Origin of the sequence: Flavobacterium sp. K5-23 (assembly GCF_023278045.1) — a bacterium.
Taxonomy (GTDB): Bacteria; Bacteroidota; Bacteroidia; order Flavobacteriales; family Flavobacteriaceae; genus Flavobacterium.
Genome location: NZ_CP056783.1, coordinates 1,803,015 through 1,822,116 on the forward strand (window position 1 = coordinate 1,803,015; position 19,102 = coordinate 1,822,116).

Sequence of the window (19,102 nt, forward strand, 5' to 3'; positions counted from 1 at the left end):
GCCTGACTTTTTAATAAAATTAAAGGAATAGATTTTTTTGTTAAAGTTGTCAAATTTTCTTAAATGGAGTAGGGTAATAGCTTTATTACGAATCTTGTCTTGTTTAAAGTATTTATTACAGACAAATATTTGCTCAAATGTTTTGAAGTGTTAAAAGCCTACTATATTCAACTAGGTTAGGTCTTACCTATTAGTGTTTTTTATAACGATTGTTTTTGTTAATCACTATTTCAGGACAAGACAACATTAAATAAAAAAAGGCGATTATTTACTAATCGCCTTTTATTTGTATTATATTTTTTTCATCTGATCTTTCATCATCTTGATTTGATCTTTCAGCATATTTTGTTTGTCCAGCTTTTTTGCTTCGTTAAGTAGCGTTGTGGCTTCTAGTTTTCTTCTTCTAGACATTGCTACTCCTGCAAGATTTAATTTGGCAACAGCCAAATCCATATCCATAGATAGGCCTAATTCGATTGCTTTCTTAAAATATTTCTCCGCCTGCGTTAAATTAGTTTGCGAAAGCATAATTCCATGTAGGTAATTAAAGTACCCTTGTTGTTTTTGTACCAATGCAGTTTCTGGAGTTTTAATGAATGTCAGCCATTTTTTTGCTCCTTCAAAATCTTGTTTTCTCAATTTTAAGAAGGCAAGTAAGATAAATTCGTTCTTGAAGTAAAGAAAAATAGGAAATGCTGATAATAATATTAGGAAAATCCCATTACCAATATTGCTCTCCGTAAATTGCCAAAAGCCAGTAACTATAATAAGTCCAGCGATAATAAGTTTGATATTCTTGTTTAACATGGTGTGTTTATATTTAAGATTGCAAAGATAGTAAAAGGAATTAAAAATATTTTCATAAAACTACTTGCGAGAAAAAAAAGTCTTTGTATATTTGCACTCGGTTTGAGGATGATGTCATCCAAAACAACTAAAGACATATAAATTAAGATTTTTAAAGATACTAAGCAATGAGCAAAAGAACGTTTCAACCATCGAAAAGAAAAAGAAGAAATAAGCACGGATTTATGGACAGAATGGCTTCTCCGAATGGAAGAAAAGTTCTTGCTAGAAGAAGAGCTAAAGGAAGACATAAGTTGACTGTTTCTTGTGAACCAAGACATAAAAAATAATGTTTGTATAAACATAGATAAGGCGTTACTTTTTTTAGTATCGCCTTTTTTTATACCTAATCGTTAAAATAATTCTAAGGATTAGGCTTAAAAGGTTAAAGTTGAGTAACTTTGGCCTGCTTAAAAAAATAACTACACAACATATTAAACACAAAAAAATGCCAAAAGACACATCCATTAAATCAGTATTAATTATAGGCTCAGGACCTATTGTTATTGGTCAAGCTTGCGAATTTGATTACGCAGGATCACAATCTGCACGTTCTATACGTGAAGAAGGAATTGAAGTCATTTTGATAAATTCGAATCCCGCTACAATTATGACCGACCCTTCTATGGCCGATCATATTTATTTAAAACCATTGACTACCAAATCCATTATTGAAATCCTTAAGGCGCATCCGCAAATTGATGCTGTATTGCCTACTATGGGAGGACAAACGGCTTTGAACTTGTGTCTTGAAGCGGACGAAAAAGGAATCTGGCAAGATTTTGGCGTAAAAATGATTGGTGTAGATGTAAATGCCATCAATATTACTGAGGATAGAGAGCAATTTAAACAACTTCTAGCTAGAATAGGTGTTCCTTCTGCCCCTGCAGAAATTTGTACATCTTACCTTAGAGGAAAAGAAATTGCACAAGAATTTGGTTTCCCATTAGTAATTCGTCCTTCGTTTACTCTTGGAGGAACTGGAGGAGCTGTTGTTTATAAAAAAGAAGATTTTGACGCCCTTTTAACTAGAGGTTTAGAATCATCACCAATTCACGAAGTCTTGATTGATAAGGCATTAATGGGATGGAAAGAATATGAATTAGAACTTTTAAGAGATAAAAACGATAATGTTGTCATCATTTGTTCGATCGAAAATATGGATCCAATGGGAATTCATACTGGAGATTCAATAACGGTTGCCCCAGCAATGACTTTGTCTGACACTACTTTCCAAAGAATGCGTGACTATGCTATCTTGATGATGCGTAGTATCGGGAATTTTGCAGGAGGTTGTAACGTACAATTTGCTGTGTCACCTGATGATAAAGAAGATATCGTTGCAATTGAAATTAATCCTCGTGTATCTCGTTCTTCTGCTTTAGCATCGAAAGCGACTGGGTACCCAATTGCTAAGATTGCTACTAAACTAGCATTAGGATACAATCTAGATGAATTACAAAACCAAATCACCAAATCAACTTCGGCTTTATTCGAACCAACTTTGGATTATGTGATTGTGAAAATACCGCGTTGGAACTTCGATAAATTTGAAGGAGCTGACAGAACTTTGGGAATCCAAATGAAATCTGTTGGAGAAGTTATGGGAATTGGACGTTCGTTTCAAGAAGCGCTTCACAAAGCGACTCAATCATTGGAAATAAAAAGAAATGGTTTAGGTGCTGACGGAAAAGGATATACAAACTACGAACAAATTATCGAGAAACTAACCAATGCAAGTTGGGATCGTGTTTTTGTGATTTATGATGCTATTGCCATGGGGATTCCTTTGAGCCGTATCCATGAAATCACTAAAATTGATATGTGGTTCTTAAAACAATACGAAGAGCTTTATACTTTAGAAAAAGAAATTTCAAATTATAAAGTGGATGTTTTACCAAAAGAGCTTATGCTTGAAGCAAAACAAAAAGGATTTGCCGACAGACAGATTGCCCATATGATGGGTTGTTTAGAAAGTGAAGTGCATAGCAAACGTATGGATTTGAATATCAATCGTGTATTCAAATTAGTAGATACTTGTGCTGCAGAGTTCAAAGCAAAAACACCATACTATTACTCGACTTTTGAAGCAGAGATTGAAAAAGCAAATGGCGAGCGTTACGTAGATAACGAAAGCATAGTAACTGATAAAAAGAAAGTAATTGTTCTTGGGTCAGGACCAAACAGAATTGGACAAGGAATCGAATTTGATTATTCTTGTGTACACGGTATACTAGCTGCTAAAGAATGCGGATACGAAACTATCATGATCAACTGTAATCCTGAAACGGTTTCTACTGATTTTGATACAGCTGATAAATTATATTTTGAACCGGTTTTCTGGGAGCATATCTACGATATTATCCTTCACGAAAAGCCTGAAGGTGTTATTGTACAGTTAGGTGGACAAACAGCTTTGAAATTAGCTGAAAAACTATCTAAATACGGAGTAAAGATCATTGGAACTAGTTTTGATGCTTTGGATTTAGCCGAAGATAGAGGAAGATTCTCTGAATTACTTACGGATTTAAAAATTCCTTTTCCTCAGTTTGGAATTGCTGAAACGGCGGATGAAGCTTCTGCTTTAGCGGATGTTTTGGACTTCCCATTATTGATTCGTCCTTCTTATGTATTGGGTGGACAAGGAATGAAGATTGTAATCAACAAGCAAGAATTAGAAGAGCATGTTGTGAATTTATTGAAAACGATTCCTGGAAACAAATTACTTTTAGACCACTATCTTGATGGTGCGATAGAAGCAGAGGCGGATGCAATTTGTGACGGTGAAAATGTGTATATCATAGGAATTATGGAACACATAGAGCCTTGTGGAGTTCACTCTGGAGATAGTAACGCGACATTACCTCCCTTTAATTTAGGGGAATTTGTAATGCAACAAATTAAAGACCATACTAAGAAAATAGCCTTGGCTTTAAAAACAGTAGGTTTGATCAACATTCAATTTGCGATAAAAGACGATACAGTTTATATCATTGAAGCAAACCCTAGAGCTTCTCGTACGGTTCCGTTTATTGCAAAAGCGTATGGAGAGCCTTATGTAAATTATGCCACGAAAGTAATGTTAGGTCACAATAAAGTAACCGACTTTAAATTCAATCCACAATTGAAAGGATTTGCCATTAAGCAACCAGTTTTCTCTTTCAGTAAGTTTCCTAATGTAAATAAAGCATTAGGACCTGAAATGAAATCAACAGGAGAAAGTATCTTGTTTATTGATGACTTAAAAGACGACCAATTCTACGAATTATATTCTAGAAGAAAAATGTATTTGAGTAAATAAACTTAAATAATTGATATTGAAAAAGCCCCGTTTGGGGCTTTTTTTTTTGAATCTATATGTTCTTAAGTAACTGTTTTTCATAATAATATCAATACGAATGGCAAATGAAAATTTATGTGCTAAAAACATTAAATCACAGAATTTATACCAAATGAACTCACAAAATATCAGTTATTGAATTATTCTTTTTTCTTCACTTTCAAATTAAAATTTGCTTTTCCTAATAGTCCTTCGGTACTTACTCCTTCTATATTTCCTGTAAAAGAAGTTTCTATATCTGAGCAATAGAAAGTTACAGTAGCTTCTCCATTTTCATCAGTAATAATTGATGGGTTCCAATATAAGGTATTCCTGTAATCAGGTAAATGGTCTAATTCGGATTGGCCTTCATATATTGGTTGGTAAAATTCTCTTTTTCGATAAAATCCTTTTAGCATTTTTAAATTAAATTTTTCCATAAGTTCTTTTTCACTCAAAATCTTTCCTTCATATCGAATTTTTCTTGTTCCATCTGAACTCCAATATAATTTTCCGTCAATAGGTTTGACATCATATGATCCTGGGTGGTTAAAGCAATTTAAAAGACCATTGTGGCAAACATAATCAGTATTATCTAATTTAGTCAGTTCATTTAGTGAACCCAAATACTTGTCTCGATACAACTTTTTACTCTTTGTTTTGATCTTAACTTCTTTTAGACGATTAACATTTTTAGATATGGAAAAAATTTCACTTGTATCTATTGTTGTTTCTTCTTGTATTTTTGAAATTGGATAGTTTATGAAAACTGTATTTCGATTATTTTTTATTATATCAAATGACGAGTCTTTAATGTTAAGCCTAACTTTATTATTTTCAGACGATAAAGGTTTGAGGTATAAATAGCCACTTTCAGCTTCTATAAGATGATGATGATTAACAACAAAACGTCCTATAGAATCGGTCATAATAATATCTTTGTTATTCTGGAGGTCTGAAGTAAAGACCATCACAAAATTTTGAGTTGGTTTTTCAGTTTTCTTAATTTTTTTTTCTGAAATGATTTGCCCTTTAATGTCATCTGAAAGGAGCATTTGTGGTTGTTCTTTTAAGTTTTCTTCATTCCATACATAGCGTCTCCACCCTTGTGTAAGCAATAATAAGTCTAGCGCTTCGTTTTTATTGTTGTTTTTTTTATTAAAATAATAAGCGGGATCGTATATAGTACCATTTAATTGAGAGGACAAATAATAATGAGTAAGAATGTTTTTTCGCTCTAATTTGTCTTCATATAATTTATCAAATATGCTTATTCCTAAATTTGCGATTACAGGTTCGCCATTTTGGTCGGTTACTTTAATTTTTAATAGAGAAGTTTCTTTAGTGTTATAAATTTTTTTATCGAGTGTGGTTTCAATATTTAGTTTTATATCTTGATTTACATATACTAATCGCTCTGCTATAGGCTCTGCATCTTTATTAAAAAGAGTTATTTCGGCAATACCTTGTGGAATATCTTTTAGAGGAATTTTAATGAGTAGTTCTTTGTTTAAATTGGCAGTTGCGACACTATAAACAACCCCTCTAATTTGTAGTCTTAAGAAAATTGCTTCTTTTTTTAAATTAGAAGTTTGACTTACTTTGAATGTTATAAATTCCTTTGTGTTTGATATTAGTTGTAATGTTCTTCCGTCAGGAAAAATTTCTGGCAAGTTATATCTTTCATTGTTTTTAGGATCTGTTATTTGAATGTGGTATTTTTTGTCAGCATTGGGAGTGAATAAAAAACTTCCCATACCAGCATGTTTACTATTAAAATCTAATAAAGGGTTGTCATTTTCATAAAGTTTACCTGATACATCAATGGGCAATCCTTCAGAATTTACAGCTTTAAATGCCACCTTGTTTTCAATATTTAAAACTAAATTACCTCCTTCAGGGAAAATAGTGAAATGTGTAATGTTGTTATTTTTTGTATCTCCTGGTTTCTGTTTATCTGTTATGTTTTTTAGAATTTTCACTTTCTGAACAGCACAAAACTCTTTACTATCTTTATAAAAGGAGTGCGAACTATAAGCCTCTAGTGTATAATTACCAGCTTGAAGCGAATCATTTATAAATAGATGTCCATCTACAAAACCATTGATTATTTCAAATTTTTCTTTCCAGACAATGGAATTGGTATTGTCTTCAATTAATTGTACAAACAATATTTTACTGCGTTCTGATGGAGAATGTGATTGAGCGTCTAATAGATATCCTTTAAACCATAAATCTTCTTCAGTTTCATATATTCCTTTACTTGTTTGTAAATACACATTATCTAAAGATTGTTTACTTGATAATCCCTCTAGTTTCTCAACTATAACATCGCTATTATCAAGGCTGTTTATTTGTGAATAGCCCTTGAATCCAGTACTGATGTAAAGCAATAATAAAAAGAATGTTTTTGGATTCATTAGATGCGTTATATGATTTTTTCAATTTTTCAATGCTATATATGTTCTTGTTTCTAAAAAAAAACGATAGTCTATTTTATTAGCATAATTGAACCCATAGTTTCAATACCATCAAATAAATTTTGAAGTCGAATATTTTCATTTTCGGCATGTTGATTATTGTCGTGATTCGCTATTGGAACTGAAACGGTATTGCCTTTTAGGTATTTTTCGAATAAATACAAAGGTAGACTTCCGCCCATAGTAGGTTGCAATACAACTTGATCATTCGTTGTAGCTTTAACTGCTGCAATGACTTTTTTAATAATTGGTAAATCCATTGAAGTACGTTGCGCATTTATTCCATTTTCATTTGCATTTATTTTTATAATTTTTGGATGTAAATTTCTTTCTTCATCTGTAGGTTCATTGCTAGTGACAAAATACCCTTGTTCTCTTATATGATTAATTACTTTTTGCTGTTGTCTTTCCCATTCGTTACCTAATACTAATCTTAGGTCAAGCACAGCTGTCGCGGTGGTTGGGATTTGATTTGAAGCCATTTTACCTACGTTGCCGCTTTGCATACCATTTATATTTAATGAAGGCAGATTGATTGACTCACTTAATGATTTACCTTTCATTTCTGGACTACCCATACCAAGTTCAGTCTTCATTTGTTCGTCAACAGAAGGTACTTCTAACAATGCTGCTTTCTCAGAGGGACTTAATGGAATCACATCATCATAAAAGCCTTTTATTGTCACTCGACCATCATTATCTTTCATTGAGGCTAATAACTGTGCTAACATCATTGCAGGATTTGGCGCCCAGTTCCCATAATGGCCACTATGTAATGGTCTTTTTGAAGCATATACAGTGAGATCAATGTTTGCGTCACCTCTAACACCAAAATAAATTTGCTTTTTACCGGACTGATGAACAGGACCGTCACATATTACCCATAAATCGGATTGTAAGAGAGGGGCATTTTTTTGTAAAATCTCATCTAAGTGGGTAGAACCTTCTTCCTCTTCACCTTCAAAAAAGAATTTAATATTATAAGTGGGTTTTAATCCGCTTTTATTGATGGCGTCGTAAGCATTTATAATAGCGTCAACTCCAGCTTTATCATCAGAAGCACCTCTAGCGTATATTCTCCATTCGTTATTGTATTTTCCGTCTACAGGGAAAGGGATGTTTGTACCATTTTTATCAATAGCAGCGGTATATAATTTAGGAGTAAAAGGACTCAAATTTTGATCCCATTGTGCAGGATTTACAGGTTGTCCGTCATAATGTGCATAGAAAATTAAAGTTTGTTTTGCACCTGGAACAAGTACTTCTCCATAAACAGCTGGAGTACTGTTTTTAGTTTCTCCGTGTAAAAGCTGTACGTTCTTGATGCCTTTTCGATTCATCATTGACATAATAAAATCGGCGTTTTTACGAAGACTTAATGGGTCTGAAGCAACATTAGGCAATCTTAAAAATTCTGAAAATTCAGTTATGATTTCGTTTGCATTCTTTTGCGTGTATTTTTTTATTTTTAAACTCTCTACTGATTGAGCGGAAAGTAGTTGTGTTGTCAAAACTAACAATAAAATAATTTGGCTATGTTTTTTCATAAAATGAGTTTAGTTTGTTAGGTGTTAAAAAAACAATTTATTTATAATTGTCATTCATTAAAAAATTTCTAAATCTAATATGTTATTAATGCTTTTCTAAAAATCATCTGGTAACTATATTAAACTAATTAAGATGGTTCTAATAAGTTTTGCTTTCGAATAATTTCCAATCTTCTTTTTCAAGTTCATTTCTCAGACGTGCCAATTAGATTATTCTTCCTTACTCAATGATTTTTTTTAAAAACTTTTTTAAATGTTTTTATAACGATCAAAGTAATTATTCCGATTACTAATCCAATAATGAATTCTCCTATTATTGAAGGAATGCTATTTACCAAATGATGTAGAAATTCAATGTTGTGGATAAAGATTCCACCTGCAACTAAAATCAATGCTATTGTTCCCACAAAGGCAAGTCCTTTAATTACTTTGGGTAATGCTTGTATTAGTAGATTTCCAATAAATTTTGAGGCACTATTTTTTTTATTAACCAGTTTAATTCCTAAATCATCCATTCTTACAATAAGGGCTACAATACCATAAACTCCTGCTGTTGCTAGAATTGCCACGATTGAGACTACAATAATTTGGGTAGTGATGGGTTTGCCTAATACAGTACCAAGCGCTATAATTACGATTTCTACAGACAAAATAAAGTCAGTTACGATAGCTGATTTAATTTTCTCTTTTTCAATAATTAATATTTCAGCTTCGGTTAGAATTTCGATTTTAATATTACTTTCTGAATGACTATGTGGGAATAAATATTCGTGTATTTTTTCAGCACCTTCATAGGCAAGGTAAATAGCTCCTAACACAAGTATTACTGTAACTACCCAAGGCACAAAAGCACTTAATAGAAATGCTAATGGCAGGATAATTAATTTATTTAAAAAGGACCCTTTGGTAATTGCCCATAAAACAGGTATTTCTCTTGAAGAAACAAATCCTGACGCTTTTTCAGCATTAACAGCTAAATCATCTCCTAATATTCCCGCTGTTTTTTTGGTGGCAATTTTACTCATTACCGCAACATCATCCATAAGAGCTGCGATATCATCTAATAGTGCAAAAAATCCTGAAGCCATACGTTTAATTCTATTTTAATTCCTTTTATTTAGGATTTTTCTAATTAATAAAAAGCACAAATGTCATCTATTCCTTTTCTTCCTAAATCTGGGACCCAGCATTCATCTGCAGGATATCCCACGGGAATTAATAGAAACGGCTTTTCGTTTTCAGGGCGGTTTAGGGTTTTACTCAAGAAGCCCATTGGACTAGGAGTATGTGTTAAGGAGACTAATCCGGCTTGGTGTATTGCAGCTAATAAAAATCCAGTTGCTAAGCCTACACTTTCCTGTACGTAGTAATTGTTTTTCTTTTTTCCTTCAGGACCAAATTCGTAAATGCGTCTAAAAACGATGATAAGGTAAGGTGCAGTTTCCAGAAATGGTTTGCGCCAATCCGTTCCCAAAGGCTTTAAATCCTCCAGCCAATCGCTCGACATTCGGGATTCATAGCTTTCCAGTTCTTCTTCTTCGGCAGCGATGCGTATTTGTTTTTTAATTTCGGGATTTGATACCACACAAAAAGTCCAAGGTTGTTTGTGAGCACCAGAAGGAGCTGTTGAGGCCGTTTTTATCAAGTTTTCGATTACTTCTCGTGGCACTTCTTTATTCGAAAATTCCCTAACAGAACGTCTGGAATCCATTGATTCATAAAAGGCTTGAGAGCGCTTCAGTAGTTCGGTGTCTGTTAATATAGGTCTGTTGTATGCTATATAAGGGTGGTCTTCAATTATTTTTTTATCAGGCATTTTTAATGTTTTTATTCTTATTCTCAAATGTAATTAAATTTATTTGAGCAGCAACATTTTGAATGTCTCATATTAGCAGTATGTTCAACTACTTTTGGAGTTTATGATTTTTTTTAAAGTATGATTGGGTATTGATTTGTATAATAATGAGATGGATATAAGTTAAATTTATTCCATTTTATTATTAAAATATTTTTTATACCAATCTATCGCCGATTCAGCTACTTCCTGCAAAGCTCCCGGCTCCTCAAAAAGATGAGTAGCGCCAGGAATTGTTTTCATTTCTTTTATTGTATTTATTTCGTCGTAAGCTTGTTTATTCATAATTACAACTGGAACATCCATCTGGCCCACAATAAGTAGTGTGGGTGCTGTTACTAATGCTAATGCGCTTAAACCTAAATCTGGTCGACCTCCACGTGAGACAACGGCTTTTATGGTGTTGCCAAAATAAGCAGCTGCCCTTAAAGCAGAAGCTGCCCCAGTACTTGCCCCAAAATAAGCAAATGGATACCCTTTAGTGTTTTCGTTTTTCATAAGCCATTCTGTAACCTCGATTAATCGGCTGACTAATAAATCGATGTTAAATCTGTTTTCATAAATCTCATCTTCTTCCTCTGTAAGTAGGTCAAATAACAGTGTGCCTATATTACTGCGATGAAACATTTTAGCCACATAATTATTTCTTGGGCTGAAGCGACTGCTGCCACTTCCATGTGAAAAAATTACAATTCCTATTGCATTTTTAGGAATTACTAAATTTCCCTTTAATGTTACGTTAGATAAAGGGATGTTGATTTCAAGGATTTCCATAATTGACATATTTTAATTATAAAAACGGATTTGTAATTCTTTTCAATGTTTCTATTTTTATTAGAATTAAAACTAAACAAATGATTTTAATTATTGGATTCAATATTATTTAGTGGTGTTACTTTTATTTAGCATATTTATCACTTCGTCATCACTTACCTGATCAAATTCTTCGTAAAAAGCGCCTACAGCTCTAAAATTTTTAGAAGCTATCAGGTACACAATTTCATCTGCCTTTTCAAGAAATATTTTTAAGGTTCCAAAAGGCAGTACTGAAACTGCCACAATAATTTTTTTTGGATTACTTTTTCGCAACATATCAATTGTTACCAATAAAGTATTTCCTGTTGCAATACCATCATCAACAATGATTACATTTTTATCTTTTATATCAAGAGGTATTCGATTTCCTCTATAAAAACTATTTTTTTCTTTTAATATTTCCCTGAGTCGAATGGTTTCCTTTTCGATGTAAGCGCTAGAAACTTCGGGATGTCTATCTATAATTATGGAATCTAATGATATTGCACCTACGGCAAATTCTTTGTTATTTGGATGACCTATTTTTTTTGAAAGTGCTATATCTAAAGGAAGATCTAGACTCTTTGCAATCTCATATGCTACAGGAACTCCGCCTCTGGGGATGGCGAGAACAATACTGTCGCTTTTTTTGTATTTTCCTAATTTTTCTGAAAGTAATAAACCAGCTTCAATCCTGTTTTTTAAAATCTCGTTATACATAATTTCTAATGTATTGTGGAATGATATTAAAATTAACATAAAGATATTGAAAATCAGAATGTTATGCTCTTTTTTATCATTTATTTAGGAAAATAAATAGATATAAAAACCGAAACCTTTTCTTTGTCTGCATTAAATTCATAATTTCAGTCCATATGTTAAGTTTTGTATTTTTTTAAATATTTAAGTTTTTTCTTAAAAGAGTAAAACATTGATTTTTATAATGTGATTTTTGGTAATTTTACTTTATAACTAATTTAAAAAAAATATGGCGTTGTTAGAAAGAATTAACCTTAAAGCCAAAACAGATAAAAATACAGGTTTTGGTACAAATTCCAGTAGCTATGGAGGTCGTTTTATTAATAAAAACGGTACTGCTAATATCGAAAAACGAGGGATGCATGTATTACATCGCATCAGTTGGTACCATACTATGATTGATATGTCTACCTGGAAATTTATGGGTATTGTTTTATCTTTTTATGTGGGTATTAATTTTGTTTTTGCCGCAATTTATTATGGAATTGGTCTCGAATACTTAAACGGGATCGAGCCTTCCGATTCTCACTGGGTTCAATTTGGTCAGGCTTATTTTTTTAGTGCTCAAACTTTTACTACCGTTGGATATGGTCACATAAGTCCAAGCGGTTTTTTAGCCAGTTCACTCTCTGCTGCTGAAGCTTTAATTGGTTTATTGAGTTTTGCTATAGCTACAGGTTTATTTTTTGGACGTTTTAGTAAACCCACAGCTTTTTTGAAATTTTCACATAATGCATTGATTGCTCCTTATGGTGAGGGTACAGCTTTAATGATTCGTACCGCTCCTTTTAAAAACACTAACTTTAGTGATGCCGAAGCTAAAATGACATTGGGTATGAGTATTGAAGAAAACGGTATTATGACAAATAAATTCTATGCCTTAGATTTAGAGTTGGAAAAAGTTAATTCGCTATCATTGAGCTGGACATTAGTTCATCCTATTACTGAAGAAAGTCCGCTATTTAAATTCAATAAAGCCGATTTTAGTACTGTAAACGGTGAAATTTTGGTCTTTATAAAAACCTTTGACGATATGTTTAGTAACACAGTTGCGATTCGTACTTCTTATACTTTTGAAGAGGTCATTTATGGAGCTAAGTTTAATCCTATGTATGCCAGAAGTAATGATAATTCCAAAACAGTTTTGCATCTGGACAAACTGAATAAATTTGAAGAAGTTATTTTATAATATAATTACCCATTTTTATTTTGTTTGAGTATATTTAGTGGTAAACATTATTTATAATATTAAATTGATTTACATTTGTTTATTAAATATAAGTAATTGATGAACAATATAAAAAATATATTCAGTATTAAAGATCTTGAAAACCTTTCAGGAATTAAAGCGCATACCATACGTATTTGGGAAAAAAGATATAATATTCTGGAACCTATGCGAACAGATACTAATATTAGATATTATGATTTGGCTAGTTTACAAAAACTGCTTAATATTACATTATTACACGATCACGGTTACAAAATTTCTAAAATCGCCACGTATCCACCTGAAACAATTCCAAAACTCGTTCAGGATATAACTTCCAATATAAATTCACAAAACCACGCCATTAGTGCCTTTAAAATGGCAATGATGAATTTTGACCAAGAGTTGTTTTTAAACACCTATAATTGGTTGATAGCTGAGAAATCTTTTAAAGAAATCTTTTATCAAGTCTTTATTCCTTTAATGACAGAGCTAGGGATATTATGGCAAACAGATACTATAACGCCTGCCCACGAGCATTTTATCAGTTATTTGATTAGACAAAAAATATTGATACAAATCGAAAAACTTCAAGGGTTAAAACCTAGTAATAATGACAAGGTTTTTGTTCTCTCTCTTCCTATGAATGAAATACATGAACTAGGGTTAATGTATTTAAATTATGAAACTTTATTAAAAGGGTATAAAACCATTTATTTAGGGGCAAGTATGCCAATTGAGAATTTGATGGATTTAAAAAAACATTTTGATTCCATTATATTCATCTCTTATTTGACTATAAAACCTGATATAGACTCGGTTAATGATTATGTAAGCCAAATGATTCAAGAATTATGGGATGAAAGCACTCAGCTTTGGTATATAGGTAGTAAAGTTGAATATATTTCTAGCGACGAATTTTCTGATAAAATACAGGTTTTTAATTCAATTTCGCAATTAGTGGATCATATAGAATAGTTTTTGTTTAAAGATTGAGTATATTTGTTAAACAAATGAAAAAAATAATAACAATAATAGGTTCTGGGTTCTCCGCTTTGTCTGCTTCTTGCTATTTAGCAAAAAGTGGCCATCAGGTTACTGTTTATGAAAAAAATTCCTCCATAGGCGGTAGAGCAAGACAATTTAAAAAAGAAGGTTTTACTTTTGATATGGGACCAAGTTGGTACTGGATGCCTGATGTTTTTGATCGTTTTTTTGCAGACTTTGGGAAAAAAACCACCGATTATTACGAGCTCATAAAACTTTCTCCAGCCTATCGCGTATATTATGGTGTTGATGACTTTATCGCTATTGCAGATAATCTTACTGAAATCCAAACTACTTTCGAGAGTATCGAAAAGGGTAGTGGACAAATTTTAGATGATTTTATGATGGAAGCCCAAAGTAATTACAATATTGCCATCAAAGAATTAGTGTATCGTCCGGGAGTTTCTCCATTAGAATTGGTCACGCTGGAAACAGCTATGAAAGTGGGACAGTTTTTTAGCAACATCAGTAAAGACATTCGAAAGAAATTCAAAAACGAAAAACTGATTCAAATTCTGGAATTTCCTGTTTTGTTTTTGGGTGCAAAACCATCAGACACACCTTCATTCTATAGTTTTATGAATTATGCCGACTTTGGTCTAGGGACTTGGCATCCCAAAACAGGAATGTTTGATGTGGTTAAGGCAATGGAAAATTTAGCGATTGAATTAGGAGTTACTTTTCATACTAATGCAAATATTGAAAAAATTATTGTCGAAAATAAATCAGCCAAAGCAATTGTTGTTAACGGACAACGTATTGATTCTGATATTATTTTAAGCGGTGCTGATTATCATCATACAGAAACTTTATTGGATATTGAACATCGAGCCTATTCTGAAAAATATTGGGAAAGTCGTGTTTTTGCACCGTCCTCATTATTGTTTTATGTTGGTTTTAATAAGAAAATAGAAAATATCTCACATCATGCATTATTTTTTGATGTCGATTTCCAGCAACACGCTGCTGATATTTATGATGCGCCACAATGGCCAAAAGAACCTTTGTTTTATGCTAATTTCCCTTCATTGACAGATAAAACTGCTGCGCCAGAGGGAATGGAAACTGGTTTTTTCTTAATTCCTTTAGCACCGGGAATAGAAGATACCGAAGCATTAAGAGAAGAATATTTTAAAAAAATCATTGATCGTTTTGAGCGTTTAACAAATCAGAGTGTGAAAAATAATATCATATTTAAAGAATCCTTTTGCAAGAATGATTTTGTTTCCCAATACAATTCATACAAAGGTAATGCCTATGGAATGGCAAATACCTTACTACAAACGGCTTTTTTAAGACCAAAATTAAAAAGTAAAAAAGTAAAGAACCTCTATTTTACGGGGCAATTAACCGTTCCCGGACCTGGAGTTCCTCCTGCACTAATTTCTGGGAAATTAGTATCCGAATTGATAGAAAAAGTAATTTAAAGAACCACAATTATGAAACAATTATTTGATGATGTATCTTTTAAATGCAGTAAACTAGTAACAAAAAACTATAGTACTTCGTTCTCGTTAGCGGTACATATGCTTTCTCCGAGCATAAGGAATGCAATATACAGTATTTATGGATTTGTGCGCTTTGCTGATGAAATTGTGGATTCTTTTCATGGTTTCGATAAAGAAAATTTAATAGATGATTTCGAAAAAGAATATTATAAAGCTATTGATTCTGGAATTAGTTTAAATCCTATTTTAAACTCGTTTCAGCATACTGTAAAAGAATATAATATCACTGATGATTTAATTCAATCTTTCTTGAAAAGTATGAAGCTGGATTTAATAAAGTCAGATTACAACAATAAGGAAGAGTACAATGAATACATTTATGGTTCAGCCGATGTTGTAGGTTTGATGTGTCTCAAGGTTTTTGTCAAAGGAAATACAGATCGATATGAACAGTTAAAATACGAAGCGATGCGATTGGGTTCCGCATTCCAAAAAGTAAATTTTCTTCGTGATTTAAAAGATGATAATTTGGTTTTAAATCGGAATTATTTTCCTGGGGTTGATTTAAATTCGTTTGACGAAAAAGTAAAAACGGCCATTATAAAAGAAATCGAAGACGATTTTGCTATTGCCTATAAAGGCTTAGTAAAATTGCCAATCGAAGCTAAATTCGGTGTGTATACTGCCTTTGTGTATTATAAAAAACTACTAAAAAAACTAAAAAACACACCTTATCACGAAATTGGAAATTCAAGAATCCGAGTTTCTAATTATACAAAAGCGGGTCTTTTGGCACAATCATTTGTAACTTATAAGTTGAATTTAGTATAGGAATTAGTACTTTTAAACAAAAAAAAAATGATCTCTTTTTTAATATTTTTAGGCGTTTTTCTCTTTATGGAATGTGTCACTTGGCTCACGCATAAGTATATTATGCACGGCTTAATGTGGTATTTTCACGAGGACCATCACCAACCTAAATATGCCCATCCTTTTGAAAGGAATGATATATTCTTTGTGATTTTTGCCATTCCTAGTATCGTTCTTTTTTATTACGGTGTTGAGGGCGGAATCAATTATTTATTCTTCATTGGATTAGGAATTACCACTTACGGTTTTTGCTATTTTATGATTCATGATGTTTTAATACACCAGCGTTTCAAGTGGTTTAAAAACACTAAAAACAAATACCTAATAGGTTTAAGAAAAGCTCATAAAGTGCACCACAAACATTTAGGAAAAGAAGAAGGAGAGTGTTTTGGGATGTTATTTGTTCCTTTTAAATATTATAAAGTTTAATATGTCTTTGTATTTTTTTTTAAATATCGCTTCCTTTTTAGTTCCGTTTCTTTACAGTTTCGAAACCAAAATGAAATATATTAAACGTTGGAAAGCTGTTTTTTCGGCGATAGTCATTACTTCGATATTATTTATTTTTTGGGATATTGTTTTCACAAAAATGGGGGTTTGGAGCTTCAATCCCAGATACCATTCTGGAATTGAATTTATTGATTTGCCCATCGAAGAATGGTTGTTTTTTATATGTATTCCATATGCCAGTATTTTTATTCATTTTGCTTTTCATTATTTTTATCCAAAGGTTTCTTTATCAGATAAAATAGTGAAAACTATATATTGGGTTCTAATGATTCTTCTTGTACCCACAATTGTACTTCATTATGATAAATTATATACGACAGTTAATTACATCTTGCTGCTGCTTGTGTTAACATACACGGTTTTCAGAGTTCCCGATGTTTTGAATACTTTTTTCATCACATTCCTTATTATATTAATTCCATTTGCATTAGTCAACGGAATCCTTACTGGTAGTTTTATTGACGAACCAGTGGTGTATTACAATGACAGTGAAAATTTAGGGATTAGACTAGGAACAATCCCAATTGAGGATATTGGATATGCCTTTACTATGATACTACTAAGTTTAGTTTTGATAACTAAAATCGAAAAAAAATAATATGAAACTCTATAAAAAAGAATCTGTTCAACATATAAATGCAAGTCTCGAGGAATGTTGGACTTTTTTCTCTAGCCCTAAAAACCTTCAAAAAATCACGCCCGAAACAATGGGTTTTCAAATCACGGATTTTGATGGTAAAAATATGTACGCTGGTCAAATTATTCAATACAAAGTTTCGCCCCTTTTAGGCATCAAATTACCTTGGGTAACCGAAATTACTTTTGTCAAAGAAAATAGTTATTTTATAGACGTACAACGTTTTGGACCTTATGCTTTGTGGCACCATAAACATTTCTTTGAAGCTACAGAAAAGGGTGTAAAAATGACTGATTTAATACATTATGCCTTACCACTAGGTTTTATTGGACGTATTATGAATACTTTAATTGTCAAAAATAAACTAAAAGCTATTTTTGAACACAGAGAGAAAATGGTAAACGAACTATTCAATTCGAAATAATGAATAAGCCTGCTGTTTCATTTTTCTGGTTTCGTAGGGATTTACGTTTAGAAGACAATGTAGGTCTGTTTTATGCTTTAGAATCTAACTATCCTGTAATCCCGTTATTCATTTTTGATGAAGACATCCTGGACAGTTTAGACAAAGATGATTCAAGAGTTGGTTTTATTCACGAATCAATATCTAAAATCAATGCTGATTTGAAGAATATAGGCTGTTCTCTTTTGGTGAAAAAAGGAGGGACTAAGGCTGTTTGGCAAAACCTTCTTGAGGAATATGATATACAAGAAGTTTTTTATAATAAAGATTATGAACCGTATGCTATACAACGGGACAACGCCATATCAAATTTTCTAGATGAAAATAATGTGGCTTCGCATAGTTTTAAAGATCAAGTGATCTTTGAAGAACTTGAAATTACAAAAGCGGATGGCTTGCCGTATACCATTTATACACCTTACAAAAATAAATGGTTAGAAAATTACAAAGATTTAGGAGGTTTTCATAAGTACAGTACAGAAGACCAATTTTCTAATTTCTATAAGGCAATTTTTAACTTTCCTTCTTTACAGGAAATAGGTTTTGAAGAAAGTGTAATAAAAGTAAAACCACATAATTTATCACAGATTGCTTCTTACCACGAAACCAGAGATTTTCCTGCATTAAATACAACTTCTTATTTGTCACCGCATTTGCGATTTGGTACCGTTAGTGTTCGAAAATTAGTTACTTGGGCAGCTAAAACGAATGCTGTTTTTTTAAGTGAGTTAATTTGGCGTGAGTTTTTTATGCAAATACTTTTTAGCTTTCCTAAAGTGGTTTCCCATAATTTTAAAGCCGCTTATGACGGTATTCAATGGCGTAATAATGAAGAAGATTTTAAAAGATGGTGTTCCGGAACTACAGGATATCCTATGGTTGATGCTGGAATGCGTGAATTGAATGCAACCGGTTATATGCACAATAGGGTTCGTATGGTGGTTGCGAGTTTTTTATGTAAACATCTATTAATTCAGTGGCAGTGGGGTGAAGCTTATTTTGCCGAGAAGTTATTGGATTATGATTTGTCTGCCAATGTTGGGAACTGGCAATGGGCTGCTGGAACAGGTTGTGATGCCGCACCTTATTTCAGGGTTTTTAATCCCGAAATTCAACTCAAAAAGTTCGACGGAAAAGGAATTTATATTCGAAAATGGATTCCTGAATTTGATTTGGATTATGTAGAACCAATGGTTGATCACGCTTTTGCAAGAGATAGAGCGATTGCTACATATAAAGCAGGAATATTGAAATGATTTTTTGAACCATAAAAGTTTTAGGAAAAAAAATGTTGTATTGTAGTAAAAAAATTAACT

Annotated in this window: 17 protein-coding genes; 10 read left to right on the forward strand and 7 right to left on the reverse strand. The window is 32.3% G+C overall.

The genetic code is table 11. The features are described from left to right. Positions 1-291: 291 nt before the first annotated feature. The gene (locus tag FLAK523_RS07850; protein WP_248902332.1) at positions 292-807 is read right to left on the reverse strand and encodes a DUF2892 domain-containing protein; all 516 of its coding nucleotides are present in this window, start codon (positions 805-807) and stop codon (positions 292-294) included. A 167-nt stretch (positions 808-974) separates the two neighbouring features. Here FLAK523_RS07850 and rpmH point away from each other — a divergent pair, with 167 nt between their 5' ends. Both rpmH and carB read left to right on the forward strand, forming a co-directional pair. Further along, a complete protein-coding gene (rpmH, locus tag FLAK523_RS07855; RefSeq protein WP_248902334.1) occupies positions 975-1,136 on the forward strand; it encodes a 50S ribosomal protein L34 in 162 nt (53 codons plus the stop codon). 158 nt (positions 1,137-1,294) lie between these two features. Then, positions 1,295-4,147, forward strand: coding sequence for a carbamoyl-phosphate synthase large subunit (gene carB / locus FLAK523_RS07860; protein ID WP_248902336.1), 2,853 nt, complete (start codon positions 1,295-1,297; stop codon positions 4,145-4,147). A gap of 179 nt (positions 4,148-4,326) precedes the next feature. Here carB and FLAK523_RS07865 read toward each other — a convergent pair whose 3' ends face one another. The 6 genes from FLAK523_RS07865 to FLAK523_RS07890 form a co-directional block, all read right to left on the reverse strand. Beyond that, on the reverse strand, positions 4,327-6,585 hold the full coding sequence (locus FLAK523_RS07865) for a hypothetical protein (protein ID WP_248902338.1): 2,259 nt from the start codon (positions 6,583-6,585) through the stop codon (positions 4,327-4,329). Between the two features lie 71 nt (positions 6,586-6,656). Further along, complete coding sequence (locus FLAK523_RS07870; RefSeq protein WP_248902340.1) at positions 6,657-8,192, reverse strand: M20/M25/M40 family metallo-hydrolase; 1,536 nt, start codon at positions 8,190-8,192, stop codon at positions 6,657-6,659. Between the two features lie 224 nt (positions 8,193-8,416). Then, positions 8,417-9,280 (reverse strand): DUF808 domain-containing protein, encoded by an 864-nt coding sequence (locus FLAK523_RS07875; RefSeq protein ID WP_248902341.1) that lies wholly within the window; start codon positions 9,278-9,280, stop codon positions 8,417-8,419. 44 nt (positions 9,281-9,324) lie between these two features. Beyond that, positions 9,325-10,008: a nitroreductase family protein gene (locus tag FLAK523_RS07880; protein ID WP_248902343.1), complete on the reverse strand. Its 684-nt coding sequence runs from the start codon at positions 10,006-10,008 to the stop codon at positions 9,325-9,327. 168 nt (positions 10,009-10,176) lie between these two features. Continuing rightward, the gene (locus FLAK523_RS07885; protein ID WP_248902345.1) at positions 10,177-10,830 is read right to left on the reverse strand and encodes a dienelactone hydrolase family protein; all 654 of its coding nucleotides are present in this window, start codon (positions 10,828-10,830) and stop codon (positions 10,177-10,179) included. Positions 10,831-10,926: 96 nt separating this feature from the next. Beyond that, positions 10,927-11,601 carry a phosphoribosyltransferase gene (locus tag FLAK523_RS07890; RefSeq protein ID WP_248902347.1) on the reverse strand — a complete coding sequence of 225 codons (675 nt, stop codon included), beginning with the start codon at positions 11,599-11,601 and terminating at the stop codon, positions 10,927-10,929. A gap of 229 nt (positions 11,602-11,830) precedes the next feature. Here FLAK523_RS07890 and FLAK523_RS07895 point away from each other — a divergent pair, with 229 nt between their 5' ends. From FLAK523_RS07895 to FLAK523_RS07930, 8 genes are all read left to right on the forward strand, one after another. Then, positions 11,831-12,790 carry an ion channel gene (locus FLAK523_RS07895; protein ID WP_248902348.1) on the forward strand — a complete coding sequence of 320 codons (960 nt, stop codon included), beginning with the start codon at positions 11,831-11,833 and terminating at the stop codon, positions 12,788-12,790. A gap of 99 nt (positions 12,791-12,889) precedes the next feature. Next, positions 12,890-13,789 carry a MerR family transcriptional regulator gene (locus FLAK523_RS07900; RefSeq protein ID WP_248902350.1) on the forward strand — a complete coding sequence of 300 codons (900 nt, stop codon included), beginning with the start codon at positions 12,890-12,892 and terminating at the stop codon, positions 13,787-13,789. A gap of 35 nt (positions 13,790-13,824) precedes the next feature. Beyond that, entirely contained in the window at positions 13,825-15,285 is a 1,461-nt protein-coding gene (locus tag FLAK523_RS07905) for an NAD(P)/FAD-dependent oxidoreductase (protein ID WP_248902351.1), read from the forward strand. A 12-nt stretch (positions 15,286-15,297) separates the two neighbouring features. Next, positions 15,298-16,137: a phytoene/squalene synthase family protein gene (locus tag FLAK523_RS07910; protein WP_248902353.1), complete on the forward strand. Its 840-nt coding sequence runs from the start codon at positions 15,298-15,300 to the stop codon at positions 16,135-16,137. 27 nt (positions 16,138-16,164) lie between these two features. Beyond that, entirely contained in the window at positions 16,165-16,605 is a 441-nt protein-coding gene (locus FLAK523_RS07915; RefSeq protein WP_248902355.1) for a sterol desaturase family protein, read from the forward strand. A gap of 1 nt (position 16,606) precedes the next feature. Beyond that, complete coding sequence (locus FLAK523_RS07920) at positions 16,607-17,284, forward strand: lycopene cyclase domain-containing protein (protein ID WP_248902356.1); 678 nt, start codon at positions 16,607-16,609, stop codon at positions 17,282-17,284. 1 nt (position 17,285) lies between these two features. Next, positions 17,286-17,747, forward strand: coding sequence for an SRPBCC family protein (locus FLAK523_RS07925; RefSeq protein ID WP_248902357.1), 462 nt, complete (start codon positions 17,286-17,288; stop codon positions 17,745-17,747). Beyond that, a complete protein-coding gene (locus tag FLAK523_RS07930) occupies positions 17,747-19,042 on the forward strand; it encodes a deoxyribodipyrimidine photo-lyase (RefSeq protein WP_248902358.1) in 1,296 nt (431 codons plus the stop codon). The genes FLAK523_RS07925 and FLAK523_RS07930 overlap by 1 nt, the downstream gene beginning before the upstream one ends. The last annotated feature ends 60 nt before the right edge of the window (positions 19,043-19,102 follow it).